The 23,403-nt window shown below is 40.7% G+C and carries 24 protein-coding genes and 1 riboswitch (1 of these 25 cut by a window edge); of the genes, 22 read left to right on the top strand and 2 right to left on the bottom strand.

What is annotated here, in order from left to right; all coding sequences use genetic code 11:
• Window positions 1-160 precede the first annotated feature (160 nt).
• A complete protein-coding gene (locus tag CTY48_RS01550) occupies window positions 161-547 on the top strand; it encodes a hypothetical protein (protein WP_099466762.1) in 387 nt (128 codons plus the stop codon).
• Window positions 548-691: 144 nt separating this feature from the next.
• Window positions 692-1,165: a hypothetical protein gene (locus CTY48_RS01545; RefSeq protein ID WP_099466761.1), complete on the top strand. Its 474-nt coding sequence runs from the start codon at window positions 692-694 to the stop codon at window positions 1,163-1,165.
• A gap of 86 nt (window positions 1,166-1,251) precedes the next feature.
• On the opposite strand, the gene CTY48_RS01540 is transcribed toward CTY48_RS01545, so the two are convergent.
• A complete protein-coding gene (locus CTY48_RS01540; protein ID WP_099466760.1) occupies window positions 1,252-1,653 on the bottom strand; it encodes a NifB/NifX family molybdenum-iron cluster-binding protein in 402 nt (133 codons plus the stop codon).
• Window positions 1,631-2,032 (bottom strand): DUF134 domain-containing protein, encoded by a 402-nt coding sequence (locus tag CTY48_RS01535; RefSeq protein ID WP_099466759.1) that lies wholly within the window; start codon window positions 2,030-2,032, stop codon window positions 1,631-1,633. Before CTY48_RS01535 ends, CTY48_RS01540 begins: the two co-directional genes overlap by 23 nt.
• 254 nt (window positions 2,033-2,286) lie before the next feature.
• Here CTY48_RS01535 and CTY48_RS01530 point away from each other — a divergent pair, with 254 nt between their 5' ends.
• The 20 genes from CTY48_RS01530 to tsaD all read left to right on the top strand — a co-directional run.
• Window positions 2,287-2,991, top strand: a complete 705-nt coding sequence (locus CTY48_RS01530; protein ID WP_180272613.1) for an AgrD family cyclic lactone autoinducer peptide — start codon at window positions 2,287-2,289, stop codon at window positions 2,989-2,991.
• A 188-nt stretch (window positions 2,992-3,179) separates the two neighbouring features.
• A complete protein-coding gene (locus CTY48_RS01525) occupies window positions 3,180-4,520 on the top strand; it encodes an ATP-binding protein (RefSeq protein ID WP_099466757.1) in 1,341 nt (446 codons plus the stop codon).
• Between the two features lie 13 nt (window positions 4,521-4,533).
• The gene (locus tag CTY48_RS01520; protein ID WP_099466756.1) at window positions 4,534-5,250 is read left to right on the top strand and encodes a LytR/AlgR family response regulator transcription factor; all 717 of its coding nucleotides are present in this window, start codon (window positions 4,534-4,536) and stop codon (window positions 5,248-5,250) included.
• 102 nt (window positions 5,251-5,352) lie between these two features.
• Window positions 5,353-7,029, top strand: coding sequence for a methyl-accepting chemotaxis protein (locus tag CTY48_RS01515; RefSeq protein WP_099466755.1), 1,677 nt, complete (start codon window positions 5,353-5,355; stop codon window positions 7,027-7,029).
• 125 nt (window positions 7,030-7,154) lie between these two features.
• The gene (locus CTY48_RS01510) at window positions 7,155-9,395 is read left to right on the top strand and encodes an ABC transporter substrate-binding protein (RefSeq protein ID WP_180272612.1); all 2,241 of its coding nucleotides are present in this window, start codon (window positions 7,155-7,157) and stop codon (window positions 9,393-9,395) included.
• Between the two features lie 12 nt (window positions 9,396-9,407).
• On the top strand, window positions 9,408-10,307 hold the full coding sequence (locus CTY48_RS01505) for a carbohydrate ABC transporter permease (RefSeq protein ID WP_099466753.1): 900 nt from the start codon (window positions 9,408-9,410) through the stop codon (window positions 10,305-10,307).
• Entirely contained in the window at window positions 10,304-11,185 is an 882-nt protein-coding gene (locus CTY48_RS01500) for a carbohydrate ABC transporter permease (RefSeq protein ID WP_099466752.1), read from the top strand. The genes CTY48_RS01505 and CTY48_RS01500 overlap by 4 nt, the downstream gene beginning before the upstream one ends.
• Before the next feature lie 15 nt (window positions 11,186-11,200).
• On the top strand, window positions 11,201-12,925 hold the full coding sequence (locus CTY48_RS01495; RefSeq protein WP_099466751.1) for an HlyD family efflux transporter periplasmic adaptor subunit: 1,725 nt from the start codon (window positions 11,201-11,203) through the stop codon (window positions 12,923-12,925).
• Between the two features lie 15 nt (window positions 12,926-12,940).
• The gene (locus CTY48_RS01490; protein WP_099466750.1) at window positions 12,941-14,083 is read left to right on the top strand and encodes an ABC transporter permease; all 1,143 of its coding nucleotides are present in this window, start codon (window positions 12,941-12,943) and stop codon (window positions 14,081-14,083) included.
• 45 nt (window positions 14,084-14,128) lie between these two features.
• Window positions 14,129-14,273: riboswitch (FMN riboswitch) on the top strand.
• Between the two features lie 199 nt (window positions 14,274-14,472).
• The gene (locus CTY48_RS01485) at window positions 14,473-15,093 is read left to right on the top strand and encodes an ECF transporter S component (RefSeq protein WP_099466749.1); all 621 of its coding nucleotides are present in this window, start codon (window positions 14,473-14,475) and stop codon (window positions 15,091-15,093) included.
• Window positions 15,094-15,373: 280 nt separating this feature from the next.
• On the top strand, window positions 15,374-16,075 hold the full coding sequence (locus CTY48_RS01480; RefSeq protein WP_099466748.1) for an ABC transporter ATP-binding protein: 702 nt from the start codon (window positions 15,374-15,376) through the stop codon (window positions 16,073-16,075).
• Window positions 16,076-16,100: 25 nt separating this feature from the next.
• Entirely contained in the window at window positions 16,101-17,720 is a 1,620-nt protein-coding gene (locus CTY48_RS01475; RefSeq protein WP_180272611.1) for an efflux RND transporter periplasmic adaptor subunit, read from the top strand.
• 42 nt (window positions 17,721-17,762) lie between these two features.
• A complete protein-coding gene (locus CTY48_RS01470; protein WP_099466746.1) occupies window positions 17,763-18,992 on the top strand; it encodes an ABC transporter permease in 1,230 nt (409 codons plus the stop codon).
• Between the two features lie 135 nt (window positions 18,993-19,127).
• A complete protein-coding gene (locus CTY48_RS01465; RefSeq protein WP_099466745.1) occupies window positions 19,128-19,637 on the top strand; it encodes a YcxB family protein in 510 nt (169 codons plus the stop codon).
• Window positions 19,638-19,656: 19 nt separating this feature from the next.
• Window positions 19,657-20,079, top strand: a complete 423-nt coding sequence (gene tsaE, locus CTY48_RS01460) for a tRNA (adenosine(37)-N6)-threonylcarbamoyltransferase complex ATPase subunit type 1 TsaE (RefSeq protein ID WP_408609833.1) — start codon at window positions 19,657-19,659, stop codon at window positions 20,077-20,079.
• Window positions 20,080-20,090: 11 nt separating this feature from the next.
• Window positions 20,091-20,792 (top strand): tRNA (adenosine(37)-N6)-threonylcarbamoyltransferase complex dimerization subunit type 1 TsaB, encoded by a 702-nt coding sequence (tsaB, locus tag CTY48_RS01455; protein WP_099466743.1) that lies wholly within the window; start codon window positions 20,091-20,093, stop codon window positions 20,790-20,792.
• Window positions 20,789-21,226, top strand: a complete 438-nt coding sequence (rimI, locus tag CTY48_RS01450; protein ID WP_099466742.1) for a ribosomal protein S18-alanine N-acetyltransferase — start codon at window positions 20,789-20,791, stop codon at window positions 21,224-21,226. The genes tsaB and rimI overlap by 4 nt, the downstream gene beginning before the upstream one ends.
• A 121-nt stretch (window positions 21,227-21,347) precedes the next feature.
• Window positions 21,348-21,596: a hypothetical protein gene (locus CTY48_RS01445; protein WP_099466741.1), complete on the top strand. Its 249-nt coding sequence runs from the start codon at window positions 21,348-21,350 to the stop codon at window positions 21,594-21,596.
• A gap of 21 nt (window positions 21,597-21,617) precedes the next feature.
• Window positions 21,618-22,535, top strand: coding sequence for a ribonuclease Z (locus tag CTY48_RS01440; RefSeq protein WP_099466740.1), 918 nt, complete (start codon window positions 21,618-21,620; stop codon window positions 22,533-22,535).
• 91 nt (window positions 22,536-22,626) lie between these two features.
• A protein-coding gene (tsaD, locus tag CTY48_RS01435; RefSeq protein WP_099466739.1) for a tRNA (adenosine(37)-N6)-threonylcarbamoyltransferase complex transferase subunit TsaD crosses the window boundary here: on the top strand, window positions 22,627-23,403 show its 5' portion. Its footprint extends 249 nt past the window's final position; 777 of the gene's 1,026 nt are visible here — the first part of the coding sequence; its start codon is at window positions 22,627-22,629; its stop codon lies off the right edge, out of view.

The following is a 23,403-nucleotide window of genomic DNA, read 5'->3' as shown; positions in this document are numbered from 1 at the left end:
AGGGCTGCCTGAGAAGGAAGTGCGGTTGGCAAAACCATCAGGCGCCTCCGGGCGCAAGCAGGGAATAGACCCTTACAGGGTCAGAGCAAGCCACCGGCTAAGCCGGTGGTCTTGACTTTCAAGATGTATTGCTTCATTTCGAGAGCAATGCGCCGGCTATTTGTGGAAATGTGATACCCCTTATCCGTGGGAGTGCCATTTTATCAGCGGAACCTCAATTCAGGCAGATTTGTGCCAAAATGGTCAAATATGGCTGGAACCGGATAAATATTACAGTGTATCCTTTGATATGAACATTGTGGCATTGCCCGGTAATATGAGAAAGAGCTTAACGGTAAATCTGATGACTGTCGAAGAGAAAGAGACGAGAAAATGGTTTGCTTATTATTTTTTACCTACATCCATCCAGCAGACTTTCACAATATCTACAGGAACTATTATGATTCATACGTCGAATAGTAGAGAGAAAGTGGGGCTTGTAATCTGTCTGGAGTATCCGACCAGTGTAAAGTGTGGGCAGTGCAGTTTGTCTATTTTGGAGTTGTAGATTTGGAAAAATATTTTCTGTGCTAAATTTTATGAGCATGCTATAATGTAGCCAGATATAATATTATCTCGAATAGGAATTTCATATAAATTACAGAGTGATTTGTTATAATAAGAGAAAACTGCAAATGGGAGGATAAGGAGTATGAGGAGAAAGCATTGTTACAAGAAAATTGCAAGTATTGCGGCGGGAGTCTGCCTGATTGGAGCAATTGCCCTCACCTGTTCTTTTTTAACAAAACCGTCACCGGAGGCAAAAAAGCAGCCTGTTGTGGAAATGGTTAACAGGGAAGAACAGCATGATTTGGTATACCGTGACTATGGCGCGGATGTAATAAAAGCGGATGCGCATACAGTATTTACAATTGGAGATATCGGCAGTCTTCTGGGAGAATATAGAGAAATAGAAGGAATTTACGCAATTAACCATGACAGCAAGCAGATATACCGTATACCGATAAGTGAGTCTGCGATTGAATATCAAGTGATTGAAGAAGGAAATTATGATGTATATGCAGTGACGCTGGATGGTGATTATATTTATCTCAACCGGTATATCATGCAGGGAGTAACATATAGTGTAGCTGACGACTCGAACGGATTTATGCAGCTTGAGTAGAAAAGAGTAAAAAAGATGAAACTCGACAAGAACTTATGAAGTTCAATGCCGAGTTTCATTTTTATTTCGAAGTGATAGAAAAGCGTTTATGCATGATGTCCGTGATGCTCGCAATTTCCGTGATGTTCCCCGCAGGAGCCATGATGGTGTTCGCCGTGATGATTACATTCTATGTCAGGGTTATAGCTTAGTTTTTCGGCAAGAAGGTCTGATACTGCCTGATCTGCACTGCCTGAAACGCCGCCGTAAAGTGTAATTCCTGCCTCTGCGAGAGCGTTTTGTGCACCCGCACCAATACCGCCGCAGATTAGCGTATCTACCGTGTGCTTTTTCAGAAAATCAGCCAATGCACCATGTCCGCTGCCTTCGGTATCAACGACTGACGTATTTGTAATATTACCGCTTTCAATCTCGTAGAGCTTAAAGCTCTCTGTATGTCCAAAATGCTGGAATATGTTACCGTTTTCATATGTTACTGCTATTTTCATTGTCATTTCCTCCTATATTTTCTGTTTCTTGAGGGCATTGCCTGTTACAGCGCCTGTGACGGCAGCCTTGTCCGCAGCATCCGTCCTGATGTTCGCAAACATGATATTCCCCGCCCTCAATGACGAGAGATAAACCGTTGACAATACATTCCGCCAGTTTTTTTCTTGCATTTGCATAAATAGCCTGGGCGGTGGTCCGCGCGACATCCATCTGCGTGGCACATTGCTCCTGCGTCAAACCTTCTAAGTCAATTAACCGGATTGTCTCGTATTCATCGATTGTCATTCGAACGATATCGCTGTTTTGACTGTTTTCGGGGCTGAAATTAGTGCAGCGCGGCATAGAACAAACTCTGCGCCACTTCCTCGGTCTTGGCATGGTATCACCTCTTATAATTATAATTGACATATGTCAATTATAATTATAAGGGTGTTTTTGGCATATGTCAATAACAGTTTGTCCATTCACGCCTTCAAACCGTCCATTCAGGCTTTTGCTATTTAAAAAGTTTATAAAAATATTATAATTAAGTTATGAAAATTTTAGGCAGGCTATATTCTGCTGTAAATAAAATGCGGCGGAAAAAGTAGATTTGCCTAGAGCGGAAGAGACAAAGGAGGTAAATGGTATTCATGTACAATAAGCTGGTCAAGGTAGCTTTCTCCGGTGTAATTGAGCAGGCAGAAAGTGAAGAGGAAAAGGAGGTAGTGGTATACGGGCTAGAGGTTATGATATCTACGATGGTTGATATTTTATGCATGCTTCTTATCGGGCTTATCAGCCAGAACTTTCTGGGTACTGTTGTATATTTGCTTTGCTTTTGCAGTATTCGATCGATTGCAGGTGGATATCATGCAAATACATATTTAACGTGTCTCTTGTGTTCTATTTTTAGTTATACTTTCATTGTGTTATTAAATCAGTATGTAACGAAGCAGTACAATTGGGTGTTAATTATTATGACAGTTACTTCCTATGTGGTTATAATGATCATATCGCCTATTTTGAACGGGAAACGTATATTTTCAAAGGAAGAGGTGCAGCAGGCAAGGAAGAAGGTAATGGTTATCTTATTCGTTGAACTGTTAGTGACAATAGGTTTGTACCAGCTTAGCTTTGAATTGTACAAGTTTGCAGTTTATGCAATAATAACAGAAGGAGTGTTTGGGATAATGGGAAAAATAAAATATTTGAGTTTAAGTAAAAAGAGCGTGTTAAAAAATGTTATGAGTTTATCTTTGGCGGTGGCGGCATTTTCCGCGTGGGTTCCTTGTGTACTGGTTTTTCATGAGCCAGAGGTACCGAAAGCTTTGAAAGATAAATACGAAAAAAAATAAGAAGATTTTGAAATAAGCATTTTGGAAAAGTTTCTGCGCTGTTAAATTATTTTAGGATTTTAACGCGCAGAAATTTTTATGTAGAAAAATATGGTAGAAAACAATCTATTTATGTATTATAATTGAAAAATAGAAATATACAAGGATAATAGTTAAGTGGGTTGTAGGTGTATTTTGGAGGAGCATTGATGGAGTTTGTTCAATATGCAATAAAAGGCAGTATATCAATAATTGCAGACACTATGATATACTGGATTTTTCTCAACGGAATTTTTGAACGTAAGAGAAAAGGATGGAAAAATGGCTTTGTTTTATCAATGTATGCACTAAGCATTTTGGCACTGAGCTATTTAGGGACATTTGGTTTACCTTCCAGTATAAAATTAATTGTGTTAGTTTTTGTAGGAATAGGAGTTACAAAGCTTTTGTTTCATGCTTTGTGGAAAAATATTGCAGTATATGTAGGAATTTATTTCTTTTGTGTTGCAGTGAGCGATAGCTTGGCAATGGGTATTTTATCCATTAGTCATGGTACGGTAAATTTAGTTGATTTATTTAGCAGTTATGTAATAGTTATTCAAGGGATGATACTATCAAAAATTATTACCTTTATGCTGGCTTTGGTTTTTATTAAAAGATTCGGCAAAGGAACAAACCGTTATTCTGTGTTAGAGGTATGTATTTTACTGCTCCAAGGAGTATCCGGTGTCGCCTGTATTTTAATGGTAATAGAATTCTCCTACTACAAAGTTTCAACATATAAAGTATCCTCCATCTATCTGATTTTTGTATCGCTCTTAATACTTGCTTCTTACGTGGTATTCTATAGTATTTTTGAAAACTATGTAAGAAAGCGTAATGTTGAGCAGGAAGCCATGAAGATACAATTCTACAACCAAGGCCAGTATGATTACTATGAGGCGATGGAAAAAGAAAATATAAACATCAGAAAAATGCATCATGATCTTAAAAACCATTTGCTGGCAATCCAAAGGCTTAGCGTTGAAGATACGGCTTCTTCAGAGATTTATATTCAAAAGTGCTTAGAGGCAGTGGATGGATACAGTGAATTTTATGATACAGGAAATCAATTGGCAGACATTATATTTTATGAGAAGTGCAGTACGGCTAAAATAAGTAATATTAAAACAAAGGTAATGGTACAAAGGAATAGTCTAAATGATATTGAGATGCTGGATTTATGTGCTATACTGACGAACAGTTTTGACAATGCGCTGGAGGCATGCAAGCAATGTGTCGGGGAGCGCTATATTCAGATAAAAGCAATCAGGAATGAGGCAGCAGTCATTATAACGGTCAAAAATAATTATGACCAGGAGCCGGTTATGAATGAAAAAGGAGATTTGATTACGAGCAAGAAGGAAAAAGCAAAGCACGGAATCGGAATGCAGAGTCTCAAGATGGCAGCTGAGAAATACAATGGCAATGTTGAAATCGACATAGACAGGGAAAAGAAAGAATTTTTACTAATCATAATGATACCGGTGACTTACCAAAATACGCTATAAAGAGGGAACAATTATGAAGATTAAAATCGCAATTTGTGATGATAATGAAATTTTTTGTAATCAAATAAAGGAATTCATTTTAAGATACAATAAGGAAAATAAAGCCAATTGCGAGGTAAGTACTTTTTGTAGTGGATTTGATTTGCTGGGACAATATACAGAAGAGTATAAGTTTATCATTCTTGACATTGAGATGGAGGGAATGAACGGAATTGAGACGGCTCTGGAAATTAGAAAGAAAAATCAAAAGGTAATTATATGGTTTTTAACTGTTTCAGAAGCGTACATAATGGAAGGCTATAAGGCAGAGGCGTTTCGCTATCTGTTAAAACCGCTCAGCTATGAAGTATTTGAGGAGCAGTTTACGACAAGTCTCAGTTGGGTGGAGGAAAAATATGTCCGCCCTATTGTTGTAGAATATAAAAATGAGACGTATCATTTGGAGGAAGACGATATTTTATTTATAGAAGTATTTGGGCATAAGTTGATTTTTCATTTACAGGACAAGGCAATCACAAGCATTGATTCGCTGCGAAACATTGAGACAATGCTGAATAAGTCGAGTTTTGTGAGGATTCACAGAAGCTATCTGATAAACCTGAAGAAGGTAAAAACTTTTAACAAGACAGAAATTATCATGCACAATAATGAGAGAGTGCCTATCAGTAAATACAAAGAAAAAGAATTTAAGCAATGTTATACTCAGTTTTGGGGAAAGATAATAGGCTAAAAGTAATATTTTTATCCTATACTTTACAAACCCCGAACCTCTATTTAACAAATCGTTGATATAATAATCGGACACTAGTTAAATGGAGGAAAATATAAACATATGAGAAAACGAGATGTCAAAAATTCTGTAGGGACCGATTTAAAAAAAGGATTTCGGACCATTTTAACGTTATCTTTTATTATCTATACATTTTTATTTTTAACAATTATTGGTATGTATTTTAATTACAGGAATCTGGAAGACAGCAGCCTTGCAATGGTGAGCCAGGTGAATGCGGCAAGAAATACAAATCTTTATATTCAAAATACCATTTATAAAATGTGCTTGTCCGAGGATGCCGAGCAGCAAAAGCAGTTTAGCGATGAGGCAGATGTCTATGACATGCAGATGCAAAAATATTTAAAAAGTATTGTCGGCTTGTTGCCGGCCTATAAGCAAGAAACGGCAAAAATTAAAGAAATTCAGCAGGAAGCGTTTACCTACCGCAGTCAGGCAGTTCTCTTGAGTAGTCAAGACAGAAATCAGGAGGCAACCGCACTTTTGACAGATAATTATTTTTCTAAAATGCAGGAGGTAGACGGCATTTTTGAGGAAATGACCATGAGTACAAACCAAGCATTGAAGCAGAATATTAAGACGGTGGAAATCGGTATTGTATTTCTTTTGGCTTTTTCAGCGGTACTGATAGCTGCAACCATCCGATATTCGGTTATCAAATCAAAGAGGGTAATCAGGAGTATACAAACGCCACTGGAAGAGGTGGGGCTGGCGATGGAAGAGATGTATCAGGGAAATCTGGATTTCAAGCTTTCCTATGAAGCGGATAATGAGCTTGGTATTTTGTCCAACCGTGTGAGGAATACGGGGGAAGAACTGAAAAAATACATAGAAAACATCGACAAGGTGCTAGGGGAACTGTCAAATAAAGATTTTTCAGGAAATGTCGATATGGAATACAAGGGAATGTTTAAGCCTATTGAACATTCTATGAAAGAGATTATTTATGTTTTACATGACGTTTTGGAAACCATCGTCAATACAAGCGGGCTGTTAAACGACAGTGCGAAGGATACAAGTGAAATAGCAAGGGATATGCTGGAAGAGTTTAACAGACAGGCACAGGAGATGCAGCAGTTGTTTGACTATATCGGATTGATTGCCGGCGATATCGGCAGCAATACAAAGGAAGTAGGGGAAGTGTGGGAATGCAGTGAGGAGGTAAAGAAATCACTTGTCTCAAACGAGACAAAGATGGATAATTTGACCGATACGATGTCGGAAATGTTGACCTCCTCGAAACAGATATTTGAGATTATCACAATGATTGAAGAAATTGCGGAGCAGACAAATCTGTTATCGTTTAACGCAGCGATTGAGGCTGCACGGGCAGGAAGTGCAGGAAACGGTTTCGGGGTTGTTGCTTCGGAAATTAAGAAGCTTGCTGAGAACACCGGAGAGGCGGCGGTGCGCACAAAAAGTCTTATTGATAAAAGCAATAAGCTCGTATTCGCCGGAAATGCTGCAGTATCGGAAATAAACAAAAGTCTGGGACAGGTTAGGCAGACGGTCGATATTGTTTCAGAAAAATCCGTGCAGGTTTCAAATGCATCACAGCTTCAGATTGACAAGCTAAATAATCTGAGGGAGGTCATAAATGCTGTTTCCCTTGGTGTGCAGAGTAATCTGCAGCTTGCAGGAAACGTACAGGACAACAGTGAAGGCCTGAAACAAAAATCATGTGAACTCCATAATATGCTGGAGAGTTTTAAGCTGTAAGAAAACCCCCATTTTCCCCAAAGAAATATTTTAAGGAAACAGTAAGGAATATTTAAAGACTATTTGCAAAAAACAATGTAATATTTAAATAAGAAAAAATGCAAATACAAACGAGGGAGAATGATATGAAAAAATTCTATAAAAAACTCATGCTATTAGGTACAGTACTTACAATAGGGCTTTCGCTTGCGGCGTGCGGCGGCAATAAGGAAGCAAGCACAACAACCAACCAGAAGGAATTTGTGTATGTTCCGGAGTATCAGGAGATGGCAGACGGATCGGATATCAGCACGATAACAATCAGCGGAAATACGATTTATTATCTTACATGGTCCTATGACGAGGCAACGCAGACTTCGGTTAACGCTGTGAAAACAATGGAAATTGGAGGAACAGAGAGCAAAACACTGCCGATTGTGCAGGATGAAAACAGTTCAATTTCCACCATCAGCGTAGACAACGAAGGGAACCTTGTGGGAATCTTATATAGCTACACACAAGGAGAAAAAGAAGAGGATTACACCCAAACCTATATTCTGAAGAAATACAGCCCGGACGGCAGCGAGATTTTGTCAATGGATTTGACTCAGATGATGAGCGGTGTTGACAGCGCTTATGTTCAATATCTCGCAATCGACGGCGAAAATAACATTTATCTGTCCAATGGGGATAGTACAATTTGGGTAGTAGATGGTTCCGGAAATGAAGTGTGTACAATCAGTGTTGATTCATGGATTAATTCGATGGGAACAACAAAAGAAGGAAAAGTGGTTGTGGCACTTTACGGTGAAAATGGAATTGTCATGCAGGATGTTGATATAGCGGCAAAGGCTTTAGGAAAAACTTATGAAAATGTTCCGAACTCAAATGGAGGTTTCTCTATTTTAAAGGGTATAGAAAAGGGCTGCTTAATTAGTACAGGAAATACTTTGTTTTCCTACGATTTTGACACACAGACCTCAACCGAAGTGTTAAACTGGATTGACAGCGACATCGACAGCAACTATATCTTGGGAATGGCAGTGCTTGAAGACGGCAGACTTTTTGCGATAACAAGAGAATACAACGGTGATCAAACAAAGTCAGAAATGGTATATTTGACGAAGAAAAAATCTTCCGAGGTAGCAGAAAAAACAATTTTAACATACGGAAGCCTCTACATGAGCTCCAATGTAAGAAAAGCGATTATTGACTTTAATAAGACGAATGAGAAATACCGTATTCAGCCAAAGGAATACGGAACAGAAGATTATACAACGGGTATTGCCCAGCTTAACTCTGATATTGTATCGGGAAAATCACCGGACATCATTGACTTGTCAAACGGAGGCACCAGACAGTATATGGCAAAGGGTGTGCTGGAGGACTTATATCCTTATATGGATAAGGATAGTGAGGTAAAAAAAGAAAATTACGTGCAATCTGCTTTGAAGGCATATGAGAAGGACGGAAAATTATATGCTGTGATGCCTAGCTTTGCTGTCAATACCATTATCGGAAAGACATCCGATGTGGGCAGTGAAATGGGATGGACGATTGATGACCTGATTGCCCTTGTAAACAGTAAGCCAGAGGGAACACAGGTATTTGACTATGGGACAAAGGAAAGTGTTTTATCTACTCTGTGTATATTTGGAATGGATCAGTTAGTTGACTGGAATACAGGAGAATGCCGTTTTAATGGTGAAGATTTTATCAAGATGTTGGATTTTGCAAACAGTTTTGTCAGCGAAAGCGAATATACCTATGATGAAAACGAGCCTAGCACACCGAACAAGATAAGAAACGGACAGCTTTTGCTCACGATGACAAGCATAGATGCAGTGTCCTCCTATCAGGTGTACGAGGAAATGTACAATGAACCGATTACCTGCATCGGCTATCCGACAAGCGAAGGTTCAGGCTCCTCTATGACTTCATCGGATATACTGATTGGTATTTCATCCAAGTCAAAGAACAAGGACGGCGCATGGGAGTTTGTTCGTACCTTTATGACAGCAGATTATCAGACGAATAATAATTCATGGGGCTTCCCAACCTTAAAATCAGCTCTTGAAGAGAATTTTAAGCAAGCGATGACAGACGATACGTATGATGACGGAACCGGTAATATGGTGAAAAGTACGAAAATGTCATGGGGCTTTCAGGACGATACCATGATTGATGTATATGCGGCAACACAGGAACAGGTTGATGCGGTGAGAAACTTGATTGAAAACGCGAATTCGGTTTATGAGTATAATGATTCTATGTACGCGATAATTTCGGAGGAGTCAGCACCTTTCTTTGCGGGACAAAAGACTGCAAAGGATGTTGCAGATGTCATTCAAAGCAGAATACAAATTTATGTAAATGAGAATAGATAAGGTGGTAAACAAATGAAGTTATACAACAGGCAAAGTAAGGGACTTCATGGAAATGGTAAAAAACGCCGCTTGGGCTTGGTGCTATATTTAGCACCAAGTCTGACTGGCGTTTCCCTATTCTTTATCCTCCCCTTCATTGTAGTTTTATATTACGCCATGATAGACAATCCGATTAACGCGGAGTTTGTCTTTTTGGATAATTTTATAAATGTAATCGGAAATGGGGCATTTCAGCTTGCAGCATTCAATACCCTGAAGTTTTCACTGATTGCGGTTCCGCTTGCCGTTATTTTGTCGTTGGGGCTTGCGATGCTTTTGGATCACAAAATTCCTTACCGCAGCCAGTTTCGAACTTTCTTCTTAACACCCATGATGGTTCCGGTTGCCTCTGTGGTTCTTATCTTTCAGGTTATTTTTCATTTTAACGGAGCGATGAATGATGCGCTTGCTGTGTTTGGCGTCAGTAAAATAGACTGGTTTAAGTCGGCGTACGCACAGGTAGTTATCATTATTTTATTTTTGTGGAAAAACCTTGGATACAACATGATATTATTTATGGCAGCGCTTGGAAGCATTCCGAAGGATATTCTGGAGGTAGCATATTTGGAGAGTGCATCCCCATGGCAGATATTTATTCATATCAAAATACGGTATTTGTCCTCGACTATCTTGTTTGTGACGATTTTGTCCCTTATCAGCTCCTTTAAGGTGTTTAGGGAAATATACCTATTAACAGGTGACTATCCGTATGACAGCCTGTATATGCTGCAGCATTTTATGAATAATACATTTAAGAGCTTGGATTATCAGAAGCTTTCGTCGGCAGCAATCATCATGTCAATTGTGATGATTATTATCATAGGTGCTTTATTTATTACAGAGAATCGTTTTGGAAAGGATATGGAGGAATGAAAGAGAGCAAAGTTAAATTGTATATCGGAACCGCAGTGGCAGCTATTATTGCCGTACTGTTTCTGATGCCGATTATATTGACAATAAGCAATTCCTTTATGTCTGCTTCAGAAATATCCTCAAACTACGGAACTGTCTTTGAAACAACGGAAAAAGGCGGAAAGGTATTTATATCGCAGAAGGTAAATCTTAAATTTATTCCCGATATGGTGTCCTTTAGCCAGTATATCACGGTGCTGTTAAAGAGCCCGGAATATTTGCTGAAATTTTGGAACTCTGTTGTTCTGGTTGTGCCGATTGTGGTATTTCAGCTAATTGTGGCATCACTCACCTCCTATGGCTTTACGAGGCTGACGGGAAGATTGAAGGAAATGGTATTCTTTTCATATATTATTCTCATGCTGATGCCTTATCAGGTTACATTGGTTCCAAACTATCTGGTCTCCAGTTGGTTACATATCATAAATACAAATTGGGCAATCTGGCTTCCGGGTGTTTTTTCACCTTTTGCCGTATTTTTGCTCACGAAGTTTATGAGAAGAATTCCAAAGGGAGTAATCGAGGCGGCTCAGATTGACGGAGCAGGGGAATGGCAGATATTTCGCACGATATGTATGCCCCTTTGCAAGGGAGCGCTTTGCTCGGTGGCAATTTTGGTGTTTATTGACTATTGGAACATGGTTGAGCAGCCGCTTATCTTATTGGCAGATTCGGAGATGCATCCTCTTTCCATCTTCTTGTCAAAGATTAACAGTGGTGAGATCGGACTGGCATTTGCAGTTGCAACCATATATATGGTGCCGTGTCTTTTAGTATTTTTATACGGGGAAGATTATCTGGTAGAGGGAATTACCTATCAAGGTGGAATTAAAGGATAAGAGAGGACGAAAAAGATGGAGACGTTTGGAAATAAGAGAAGGGAATGGGTAAAAAATGCAGCAATCATCTTCTTATCAGTTATGCTGGTTTTGACCTTTTTCTCAAATACAATTATGAATTACTCATTGCCGGAGGTTGCAACACAGGTGGTTACATCTGGTTCAATTACGACGAAGGTGCGTGGAAGCGGCGCTGTGGGTGTGAGTGAGCCATACAATGTATCAATTAAGGAGAGCCGTGTCATTAAAGCGGTTTCCGTAAAAGAGGGCGATGTAGTGGAAAAGGGAGCCATATTGTTTGAGCTGGAAGACAGTGAAAGCACGGAGCTGAAAGAGGCGGAAGCGGCATTATCCCAATTAATCTTAGATTATCAGAAGAGCATATTAAACGGTGACACTTCTTTAAATAAAGTAAATCAGATTGAAAACGGTCAGATTACCGATATGACAACCATGCAGCAGAAGGTAGAGGCGGCTAAAAATGCGGTGAAGGCAGCGGAGGATGCTGTTGCAGCGAGAACCGCAGATGTGGCGGCAATCCAGAAGGAGATTGACTTGCTGAACAATACCTCGGTTGATACTTCAGATGAAAAAGAGGCTGTTTCGAATGCGGAAGATGCTTTAAAACAAGCAGAAAAGGATGTGCTTAAAAAATATGGCTTATCAGGTGAAGAGGTAAGTGATGTTCAGAGTAGGTACAATGCGGCAAAAACTGAATATGAGACGAAAAAAGCTTTATATGAACAAGCCAAAGAAGATGCAGATAAAAATCCTACCGATTCAGGGCTGCAGACGAGTAAATCAGATGCTGAGAAGGAAATGAATGCTGCTAAAGTTGAGTATGATAAAATAAAAGATGCAAAAGATCTACTGAAGAAATACAATAAGGCGAAAGATAAATTAGAAGCTGCAACTAAAAAATTAGAGGAGAAGGAAAGCAGCAATGAAATAAAGGATCAGATTGCAGATTTGAGCAATCAGTTAATTGAAGCAAATGACCAACTGGCAAAGGCAAATGCAACGCTTACCGAGGCACAGTCCAATCAGGAGGATATTCTCAAGTCAGTACTTGAGGAGGTAGACCTTGGCGGACAAAATGATAAGATAAGAGAGCAGCAGGAATTGGTAGAAAAGCTAAAAAGTCAGGCGGTAGGAGCGACAATAGAAGCGCCGGTAGCGGGAACCGTGACAAGTCTCAGCAAGGTAGCAGGAGAGACGACAACACCGGATGAGGCATTGGCAGTTATCAAGGTTGCAGAAAAAGGTTATAGCATGAGCTTTTCCGTTACAGAGCAGCAGGCAAGGAGCGTAAAGGTCGGCGATACAGCGGAGATTTCCGATTCTTGGAACTATGACGGGGTTACGGTAACACTTGCCTCTATCAAGCCGGATACAGCGAGCGGCGGTAAAAACAAATTGTTGACCTTCGATGTGGCAGGAGAAGTTCAGGAAGGACAGCAGCTAAATGTATCAGTCGGAAATAAGAGTGCAAACTATGATTTGATTGTGCCAACCAGCGCGATCAGAGAGGATAAAAACGGTAAGTTTATATTAACCGTTGAATCGAAGAACAGTCCGCTTGGAAACCGCTATATTGCAACGAGAGTTGATGTGGAGGCATTGGCGTCAGATGATACACAGACAGCGGTATCAGCTGCACTTTATGGCTATGAGTATGTCATCACAACATCAACAAAGCCGGTAGAAGCAGGAAAACAAGTCAGACTGGCAGATAATTAAGGAGAGTGAGGCAAAATGAGAAAGTTCATGGAAGGCTTCACCCGAAACGTTACAAAGAAGCAGATAGGACTAACGATTGTTGCAGCAGTGTCCTTCCTGGTATTTATTATTCTACAAATCGTATCGGTGTGTCTGGTGAATTCCCTTGCACCCCAGCAGGCGGCAGAGCGTTGGGACAGCACAGGGAAGTCGGCACAGATAAGTAGTTTTATTTCGGATGATACAACTGTCACACCGAAGCAGTTGGTGGATGTAGAGCATGGCATTGAAGCGGCACTTACAGAAGTGTCAATTACGGCGGAAAATGAAAATGCAAGACTTTGGATAGATGCCTACAGCGCAAGAGGAGAGCTTACCGTGGAAAGCGCTCAGACATCCATCACCGCAACGGCAATCGGAGTAGGAGGAGACTTCTTTTTCTTCCACCCGTTAAAGCTGGTGAGTGGTTCCTATTTTTCAGATGAGGACTTGATGAAGGATTATATCATTTTAGATGAAGATGCGGCGTGGCAGCTCTTTGGCTCCAATGATATAGAGGGAATGCAGGTCACCATTAACGGAATGCCTCATATTGTGCGAGGGGTGATTGAGCGAGGCGAAGGGAGAATGAACGATAAGGCAGGAAACGGCAAGGTGACGTTTTATGTTTCCTATGATAGCTTAAATAAATATGCGGCTGTCGAGGGAATTAACACCTATGAAGTTGTGATGCCGAATCCTATTTCCGAATTTGCACTGTCTACGGTAAAAGAAAAACTGGGCTTGGAAGAGGATAGCGTACAGTTGGTGGAAAACTCAAAGAGATATTCGATGCTTCCCCTTCTCACGGTGCTTTCTGAGTTTGGAGTGCGCTCGATGAATCAAAAGGCAATTATCTATCCGTATTGGGAGAATGTGGCAAGGGGATATGAGGATATCGTAGCATTTCTTTTGCTTTGGAAAATTATTTTTCTGCTCATACCTTTGACACTGCTTGTTATATATGTGATATTCCGATATCGCCATCGAACATGGAATATGAGGACAATTCTTGATAAACTGGAAGGCCTGAAGGAAAAGCTGATTGAGAAGTATCAAAACAGGAAAAAGGGCGTCGAGAAGAAAACATTTCATGTGACACGTCGAAAATTCAAAAATCTTACAAAAAAAGAGCGTTGACAAATTTAAGAATTAGAAGTAGTATAAGGATGTAAATTAAATATGGAAATTCTTCGGGGCAGGGTGATGCGAGAGCAAATTCCCGACCGACGGTGATACACATTTTGTGGCAAGTCCGTGAGCTGCTTCGGCAGTTGAGTGAGGTGAGAATCCTACACCGACAGTACAGTCTGGATGAGAGAAGAAAGCTTTTTTAGTATAAAACTAAGCATAGAAATCTTTTTAGTGCCCCCAATTATTGTTGAGGGCACTTTTTTATGCGCACCTCGCGGAGTTGAAGTCATTGCTACTCAACCCGCTCGGGCGCGGAGAATGTTCTAAGGCACATTCAATTATGCGGTAGTCCGTTCGAATTTCCTCGAAGCTTTATGAAAAGAAGGAGAATGATTATGAGTAACAACACAAAAACAATAACAAACAACCAATCATCGGCAAAGGTGAGAAAGATGGTGCAGATTGCAATGCTTTCAGCGGTTTCTGTCATATTAATGCTATTTGAGATACCACTATTTTTTGCGCCGAGCTTTTACAAAATTGATTTGAGTGAAGTACCTGTATTAATCGGAGCATTTGCGATGGGGCCTCTTGCGGGTGTGATTATTGAGCTTGTTAAAATTGCCTTGAACCTCGTTATAACAGGAAGTCTGACTGCCGGTGTCGGTGAGTTTGCCAATTTTTTAATCGGCTGCTCCTTTGTGGTACCAAGTGCAGTGATATATAAGAGAATGAAAAGCAAAAAGGGTGCTGTAATCGGCATGGCAGTGGGTACATTTTTCATGACGATAATCGGAGGCATTTTAAATGCATTTTTATTGCTGCCGGTCTATGCTACTGCATTCGGAATGCCTCTCACCGCATTAGTTGAGATGGGCTCTGCGGTAAATCATTTCATTACGAACTTACCTACCTTCGTGCTTTTTGCGGTAGTACCGTTTAACCTGCTGAAAGGTGTTGTTGTTTCCTTTGTCGTTGCACTCATCTACAAGAAAATAAGCATAATTTTGAAGTAAGATAATTTTTTAACGTAATCTTACGTTTCTATTAAGTTTTTGTAAAAATTGGAAATGATATTGACAGAAAGAACTCAATGTATTATTGTATTAAGTGTTTAGTACAATGATACATTGAGTTTTTTGTGTTTTCATATCATAGGAAATTTCCTATTATATAAAAAAATATTATATGCACCACGCCGAGAGGAAGCAGTTGCTTCGCAACCCGCTCGGGCGCGAAGAATGTGCACAGCATATTCTTTGTTGTATAGTAATAATTTAGGAGGGAGGAAGAAAAGTGAGCGCACTTGTAGACGTAAAAAATATATGTAAAATCTATAACCCGGGCGAAAATGAAGTGAGGGCATTGGATGACGTATCGCTGAGTATCGATAAAGGAGAATATGTGGCAATCATAGGACAGTCAGGTTCAGGTAAATCTACATTGATGAATGTGTTGGGGTGTCTGGATGTTCCCACTTCAGGAAGCTATTATTTAAACGGTTCAAATGTTTCTGAATTAACAGATGATGAGCTGTCTGATATTCGAAATTTAGAAATCGGTTTTATTTTCCAAGGTTTCAATTTGATACCAAATTTGACGGCAATTGAAAATGTGGAGCTTCCGCTTATATATAGGGGAGTAGGAAAAAAAGAAAGACACCATCTGGCGGAGGAAGCACTTCAAATGGTGGGTTTATCAAACCGAATGGACCACAAACCATCGGAAATGTCCGGAGGTCAGCAGCAGAGAGTTGCCATAGCGCGAGCAATAGCAGCGAAGCCACCCGTTATACTGGCAGATGAGCCGACCGGTAACCTTGATTCGGCATCCAGCAAAGAAATCATTAAGATTTTAAAAAGCTTACATAGAGACGGAAGAACTGTTATTTTAATCACGCATGATAACGATATAGCAGACCAGGCAAAGCGAGTAATCCGAATTATCGATGGTAAGATAGAAAAAGACTATATAAATGAACACTTTGAAGAAGAATAGGGCAGAGGAAGGAATGGTAAGAGTTATGTTTAAGAAGAAAAAAAATGATACGGCAGAATTGCAGGAAATAAAGCCTGCGAAGAAAAAAAATAAAAAACTTATCAGAAGAATTATAATAGGACTTGTCATCATTGTAGTTTTGGCACTGCTTATTTTGCCAAATATGTTTGCACCGGAGGTCCTTCCGACTGTGACAACACAGAAGGCGATAATCGGTGATATTGAGCAGGTGTTGTCGACAAGCGGCTCCGTGGAGAGCGAGGAGACAAAAACATATTATGCTGATGTAAGTGCAAAAATTACGGAGTTTAACGTAGAAAAAGGTTCCAATGTTCATGCAGGTGACCTGCTTGTGGCATATGATACACAGGCATTGGAAAACCAGTATAAGCAGCAGGAGCTGCAAAACAATGCAAGCAAGGCTGACTATGCACAGGCGTTGGCCGACTCTAACAAAAATGCAACCAAATACCAAAACTCCTCAAATGATGTTACGATATTGGAGCAGCAGGTAGAGGATCAGCAAAATTATGTGGAAAGTCTTCAGATGAGTCTTAATGATGAAGCGAATTATGTATCTGATTTACAGACTAAATTAGCGGAGTATCAGGCAAGCTTAGAAGAATATACCGCTGCAAACAAGACCTCCAAGATTGAAAAATATACAGAAAAAATTAAGGATGCTAAAGAAAAAATCAAAGCTTCCAATAATTATACAACGGATTTAAACAATAATTTAATTTCGGCACAAAGTGAACTGGCAACCTTGCAGTCCAACCTGTCTGAGCAAAAGTCAATTAAAGCTTCCACAGAGGAAGGTGTACTGACAGGAAATGAAAAAACGCAAAAGTCAGCAACGACGGAAGTATCTGGTCTGACATTGGAGCAGGCACAGCTTGGACTTGAAAAAGCAAAGGTAGGAATCAGCGCAGAGTTTAACGGTATTATAACGGATGTTCAGGCAGCACAGGGTGCAACTGTGGCAGAGGGAACAAGTCTGTTTACCGTGGCAAGCAATGAGGATGTACGAATCACCGTGGCACTCACCAAGTATGATTTAGAAGATGTAAAAGAAGGTCAGAGCGCAGATATTACATTAGGCGGCAGCGATTATACGGGAACCGTTACGAAGATAAGCAGAGTAGCGACTACAAATGCCGCAGGCGCATCAGTTATCAATGCAGAAATTCATATAGACAATCCGGATGACAATATCTATCTGGGAGTGGAAGCGAAAGTAAAAATTAATGTGGGAAGTGCTTCCAATGTAGTTTTAGTGCCGGTAGAATGTGTTAATACAGATAAAGACGGTTCCTTCTGCTATGTGGTGGAAAACGGCGTCGTAGTGAAGAAGGCTGTAACAACCGGACTTAGCTCGGATGAGTATATAGAAATAAAAGAAGGAATCAGCGAAGGCGAAGAGGTTATCAGTGAGATTACAACCGATATCACAGAGGGAACAGCAGTCACAGTGATACCGGCGGATAGCAGTGCAGCAGGAGATGCGGCAACTGAGGAGACAACAGATACAACTGCCAAGGACGAAGCGGTAAGTGAGACGACAACCTCCGATACGACAGAGGACACAACAAATTCTGAGACTTCTGACGAAACACAGACGGATTCAGCGCCGGTACAAGAATAATCTAGAAGTATAGGTAGCGATGGTTCAGGAAGGAGAAAGCACATGGCACAACTTTTAGAGTATTTGAAAATGGCAATTGATAATTTGAGATCCAACAAAGGGCGTTCCCTGCTCACAATGCTTGGAATTATCATCGGTATTTCCTCTGTTATCATGATTATCGGCATCGGTAACGGAGTGTCGTCGCAAGTTACAGATGAGTTAAACAGTATGGCAGGTGGCCAGGTATATGTTTATCTTAATGATTCAAAAGCACAAGAGAGCGATTATATCACGCAGGAGGATATTGATGCAATCAAGGAAAAGGTTCCTCTTATAAAGGGTATCACCCCTACCCTGTACCTTTCCGGTACAGCACTTGGAAGCAAAGGAAACTTTGATGCATCGGTATCCACCGGCACAAGTGACATGCAATATTTTTTAACAAATGAAAAGATAGTAAAAGGAAGATTCTATTCGGAGGATGACTTTTTATCCGCAAGAAAAGTGTGCGTAATATCAGAAAAAGATGCAATTAAGCTCTTTGGTACCTCGGATGTTGTCGGTATGAGTATTGAGGTGACAATGTACAATATCACGCAGGAGCTTCAAATTGTAGGTGTGACGAGAGTGGAGTCCAGCGGAATGCTTGATTCATTTATGTATACATCGGATTCCATCAGCGTTTATGCACCATACAGTATGCTGGAATCGGCATATGGATTTTATTTTGGAGATTTTTCCTCGATTTATGCAATCACGGACAGTCCAGATGATTCAAGAGACATGGTTTCCTCTATCGTTAAAATATTGGAAGCCAGACATAACAACCGTGGGGAAGAAATATATCTTCTTCAAAATGCGGCAGACCAAATCGGCAGTATTACATCTGTTTTAAGCCTTATTACAGTGTTTATTATATTTGTTGCCGCAATCTCTCTTCTTGTCGGCGGTATTGGTGTTATGAATATCATGCTCGTTTCTGTGACGGAGAGAACGAGGGAAATCGGTATCCGAAAAGCGCTCGGAGCGAGAACAAGATCAATTATGATGCAGTTCCTTTCTGAGTCTGCAATTATAACTCTTTGTGGAGGATTGATTGGAATTGTGCTTGGAGTCCTGGGGGCCTATGGTGTATGCTCTCTGCCGATGATTGGCATTGCGCCAAAAATTCAATTCTCAACTGTTGCACTTGCAACCTTGTTTTCATCAGCGGTCGGAATTTTCTTTGGAATTTATCCGGCGAGAAAAGCGGCAAAGCTAAGTCCGATCGAAGCGTTGAGAAGAAATTAGTAAGACATAAAATAAAATCAGAATACACGGCTAAGCCTTGTGAATCAGATGAATTCCGTCTGATTTGCAGGGCTTAGTTGCTTGTCATACAAATTTTACTGTGCTATAATCAGTCTGTAAAAGGGAGGAATTTCTATGAAAGAGATAAAAATAGATACCAAGATAAATGTAGGAGACATGTATAACTTCTATCTCCACCATACTTACAGCGGAATTGGCGGACTAATCAGTATCGTGTTCGGATTGGCGATGTTTGTTGTAGCTGCCTACACTTATGGCGATGTTCCGCAAGGGCACAGTGTCATTTATATTATATTCGGCTTCTTCTTTTTGTTTTTTAACCCGATTAATTATTATTTGAAGGCTGTCAAGGTAGTTAAGACGACGCCTACCTATAAAGAGCCGATTTCCTATCACTTTCATGATGAGGGAATCACAACGAGCCAAAAGGAAGAAAGCACCACAATAAAGTGGGAGGATGTTCAGCAAATAACAGCTTCCAGACGAAGTGTACTGATCTATATGACGAAGCAGAGGGCAAATATTATTCCGAGACGTGCCATCGGTGAAAACTATGAAGATTTTGCAGCGGTGGTGACAGAGAAATTGGAGCCGTCCAAGATTAAGTTAAAACAGCTAAAATGAAACGGAGCGGTGATAGATGATTCAGATTGAGACGAATTCAGCAAAAGAGACATATGAATTGGGGAAAAAGCTGGGAGAAGAGGTAAGGCCGGGAGATGTATTTTCCCTTATCGGAGATTTGGGTGTCGGAAAGACAGTTTTTACGCAGGGGTTTGCGAGAGGGCTTGGAATAGAGGAGCCGATCAGCAGTCCCACGTTTACTATAATCCAGATATATGAGGAAGGAAGGCTTCCGTTATATCATTTTGACGTGTACCGTATCGGTGATGTGGAAGAGATGGAAGAAGTGGGATATGAAGATTATTTTTACGGGGGAGGCGTCTGCCTCATTGAATGGGCAAATCTGATTGAGGAAATACTTCCTAAGGATATAAAGGAAATCAGAATTGAGAAGGATTTGGAGAAGGGCTTTGACTACCGGAAAATAACAATAAGTGATTGAGGAGAACGACTATGAAGATTTTAGCCATAGACAGCTCGGGACTTGTAGCCTCCGCAGCGATAATAGAAGATGAAACGATGGTGGCAGAATACACCATTAATCATAAAAAGACACATTCCCAGACCCTGCTTCCGATGATTGATGAGATTGTAAAAATAACAGATACAAATCTGGAGGACATTGATGCGATTGCAGTTGCGGGGGGACCTGGATCCTTTACAGGGTTGCGCATTGGCTCTGCGACGGCAAAAGGGCTTGGACTGGCATTGAATAAACCGCTCATATCAGTCCCGACCGTAGACGGTTTGGCATACAATCTGTACGGGACAGACAAGGTGATATGTCCGATTATGGATGCAAAAAGAAATCAGGTTTACACAGGGCTTTATGAATTTAAGGATGATGTTTTTCATATTATAGAAGAACAGATGGCAGTATCCATTGAGGAGATTATCGGGAAGCTCAACAAAATTGGGCGCCCTGTTATTTTTGCAGGGGATGGCATTCCGGTTTATGCACAGACGATAAAGGATACACTAACAGTAGCTTATTCGTTTGCTCCGGCACATCTGAATAAGCAGAGGGCGGCATCTATAGGCACATTGGCAAAGCAGTATCTTATCGAAGGAAAAACAGAGCCGGCAGAAGAGCATAAGCCGGATTATTTAAGATTATCTCAGGCGGAGAGAGAGCGTTTGGAAAGGGAAGCATGATAGAAATCAGATTGATGAGAGAGGATGACATTATACAGGTCAATGAGATTGAGAAGGCTGTATTTTCCATGCCTTGGTCAATTGAGGATTTGAGGGCTTCTCTGGCACAGAAAGGCAGCATTTATGTAGTGGCATGTGACGGATCGCGTGTAGTCGGTTACTGCGGTCTCTGGAATATTGTAGGAGAAGGAAACATTAACAATGTAGCCGTAGATAAGGAGTACAGAGGCAGGCATATCGCATTTGACATGCTTTTGAAATTAATCGAGATTGGGAATAAGGAAGGGGTGGAGGCTTACACGCTTGAGGTTCGAGAAAGCAATGAAACCGCCATTCACTTATATAAAAAGCTTGGATTTACAGAAGAAGGAATACGCAAAAATTACTATGAGCACCCGGCGGAAAATGCAATTATCATGTGGTATCGTCCATAGGCCTTTCGTATTTTTTGCTATTTTGAGAAACTATTTCCACTATATTTATTTTGAATTTCAATGTATACTATAATATATCAAGATAACTCTGTAATAGGAAACTTAACAGGGAGGAAAGTATATGCGTAAATTTATAAATAAAAACAAGCAGCAGATAAAAAGTGTGCATTGTAATCTTTGTGGAAAACAGATTAAAATAGAAAAAGGCATCATCACAGAAGGGGTAGCCGCTGTGGAACAGCACTGGGGATATTTTTCGGAGAAAGATGGACAGGTTCACTCCTTTGATTTATGTGAAGATTGCTACGATATGCTGACAGAAAAATTTGTACTTCCGGTTGCGGTAACAAACGAGAAAGAATTATTATAACGATACGAAGAGGAATATATTATGCTAGAAGTATGTTTGCTGGGAACAGGCGGAATGATGCCGTTGCCAAGACGAAGACTGACATCGTTGATGACCAGATACAACGGCAGCAGCGTTTTGATTGATTGCGGCGAAGGAACGCAGATTGCGATAAAGGACAAGGGATGGAGTTTTAAGCCTATTGATGTAATATGTTTTACACACTATCATGCCGATCACATCAGCGGTTTGCCGGGACTTCTCCTCACAATGGGGAATGCCGAGAGAAGCGAACCGTTGACGTTGATAGGCCCAAAGGGCTTGGAGCGGGTTGTAAATGCCCTGCGCGTCATTGCACCGGAGCTGCCTTTTTCAATTAATTTTATTGAGCTGTCACAGGAAACCGAGACAATCGAGCTAAACGGATATATCATCTGTGCCTACAAGGTGAAACACAATGTGACCTGCTATGGGTATAGCCTTGAGATACCGAGGGCAGGAAAGTTTCAGCTTGAAAAAGCTATCAGTCAGGAGATTCCGAAGCAATACTGGAACAAGCTTCAAAAAGGCGAGGTTATAACGGACGGAGATACTACGTATTATCCTGAGATGGTAATGGGCAAGCAAAGAAAAGGCATCAAGCTTTCGTACTGTACCGACACAAGACCGACCAAGTCAATTGTGGAACATAGCTATGAGGCAGATTTGTTTATATGCGAAGGAATGTACGGAGAAAAGGGGAAAGAGGAAAAGGCAGCAGAATACAAGCACATGACCTTTGTGGAGGCAGCTAATCTGGCTAGCAAGGCAAAAGTGCAGGAAATGTGGCTGACTCATTTCAGTCCGTCGCTCGTGAGACCGGAAGAATTTATGGATGAGGTAAGAGCAATATTTCCAAGGGCAAAGGCAGGAAAAGACGGAAAGACAATCGAGCTTGCGTTTGCGGAGGATGAAGAGTAGGACGAAGTGGTAATAAGGTTATGAGTAAGTAGCGTAGCGGATTACGAATATCCGCTTTGACTTAAGAAAGGACAAAAGAACCGAAATAACGATGGATAAGGAAAATATATTAATATTAGGAATCGAAACCTCCTGTGATGAGACGGCGGCAGCAGTTGTCCGAAACGGCAGGGAGGTATTGTCAAATGTGATATCTTCACAGATTGAACTGCATAAACTGTACGGAGGAGTCGTACCGGAGATTGCGTCCAGAAAGCATATTGAAAAGATTAATCAGGTGATTGAGGAAGCGTTGGAAAATGCAAGCGTGACGCTGGATGACATCGACGCAATCGGTGTAACCTATGGCCCGGGACTTGTCGGGGCGCTCTTAGTCGGAGTGGCAGAGGCAAAGGCGATCAGCTATGCAAAAAATATAGATTTAGTAGGCGTTCATCATATAAGCGGGCATATTTCCGCTAACTATATCGAACACCCTGAGTTGGAACCGCCGTTTATGTGTCTTGTTGTGTCAGGAGGACACACTTATTTAATGCTTGTCAAGGAGTACGGAAAATATGAGGTGATTGGCAGAACGAGGGACGACGCAGCAGGAGAAGCGTTTGATAAGGTGGCAAGAGCCATCGGTTTAGGATATCCGGGCGGACCTAAAATTGATAAACTCGCGAAAGAAGGGAATCCTGATGCGATAAAATTTCCGCGGGCACATATCGAAGAGAACGAATATGATTTTAGCTTCAGCGGAGTCAAGTCGGCAGTATTAAATTATATCAATAGCTGCCAGATGAAAAATATAGAAATAAACGAAGCCGATATTGCGGCATCCTTCCAAAAGGCAGTGGTGGAGGTATTGGTAAACAATGCCGTC

The organism is Konateibacter massiliensis, from assembly GCF_900184995.1.
GTDB classification, from domain to species: Bacteria; Bacillota; Clostridia; order Lachnospirales; family Lachnospiraceae; genus Lachnotalea; species Lachnotalea massiliensis.
This window is presented reverse-complemented; position numbering and strand designations above follow the sequence as displayed.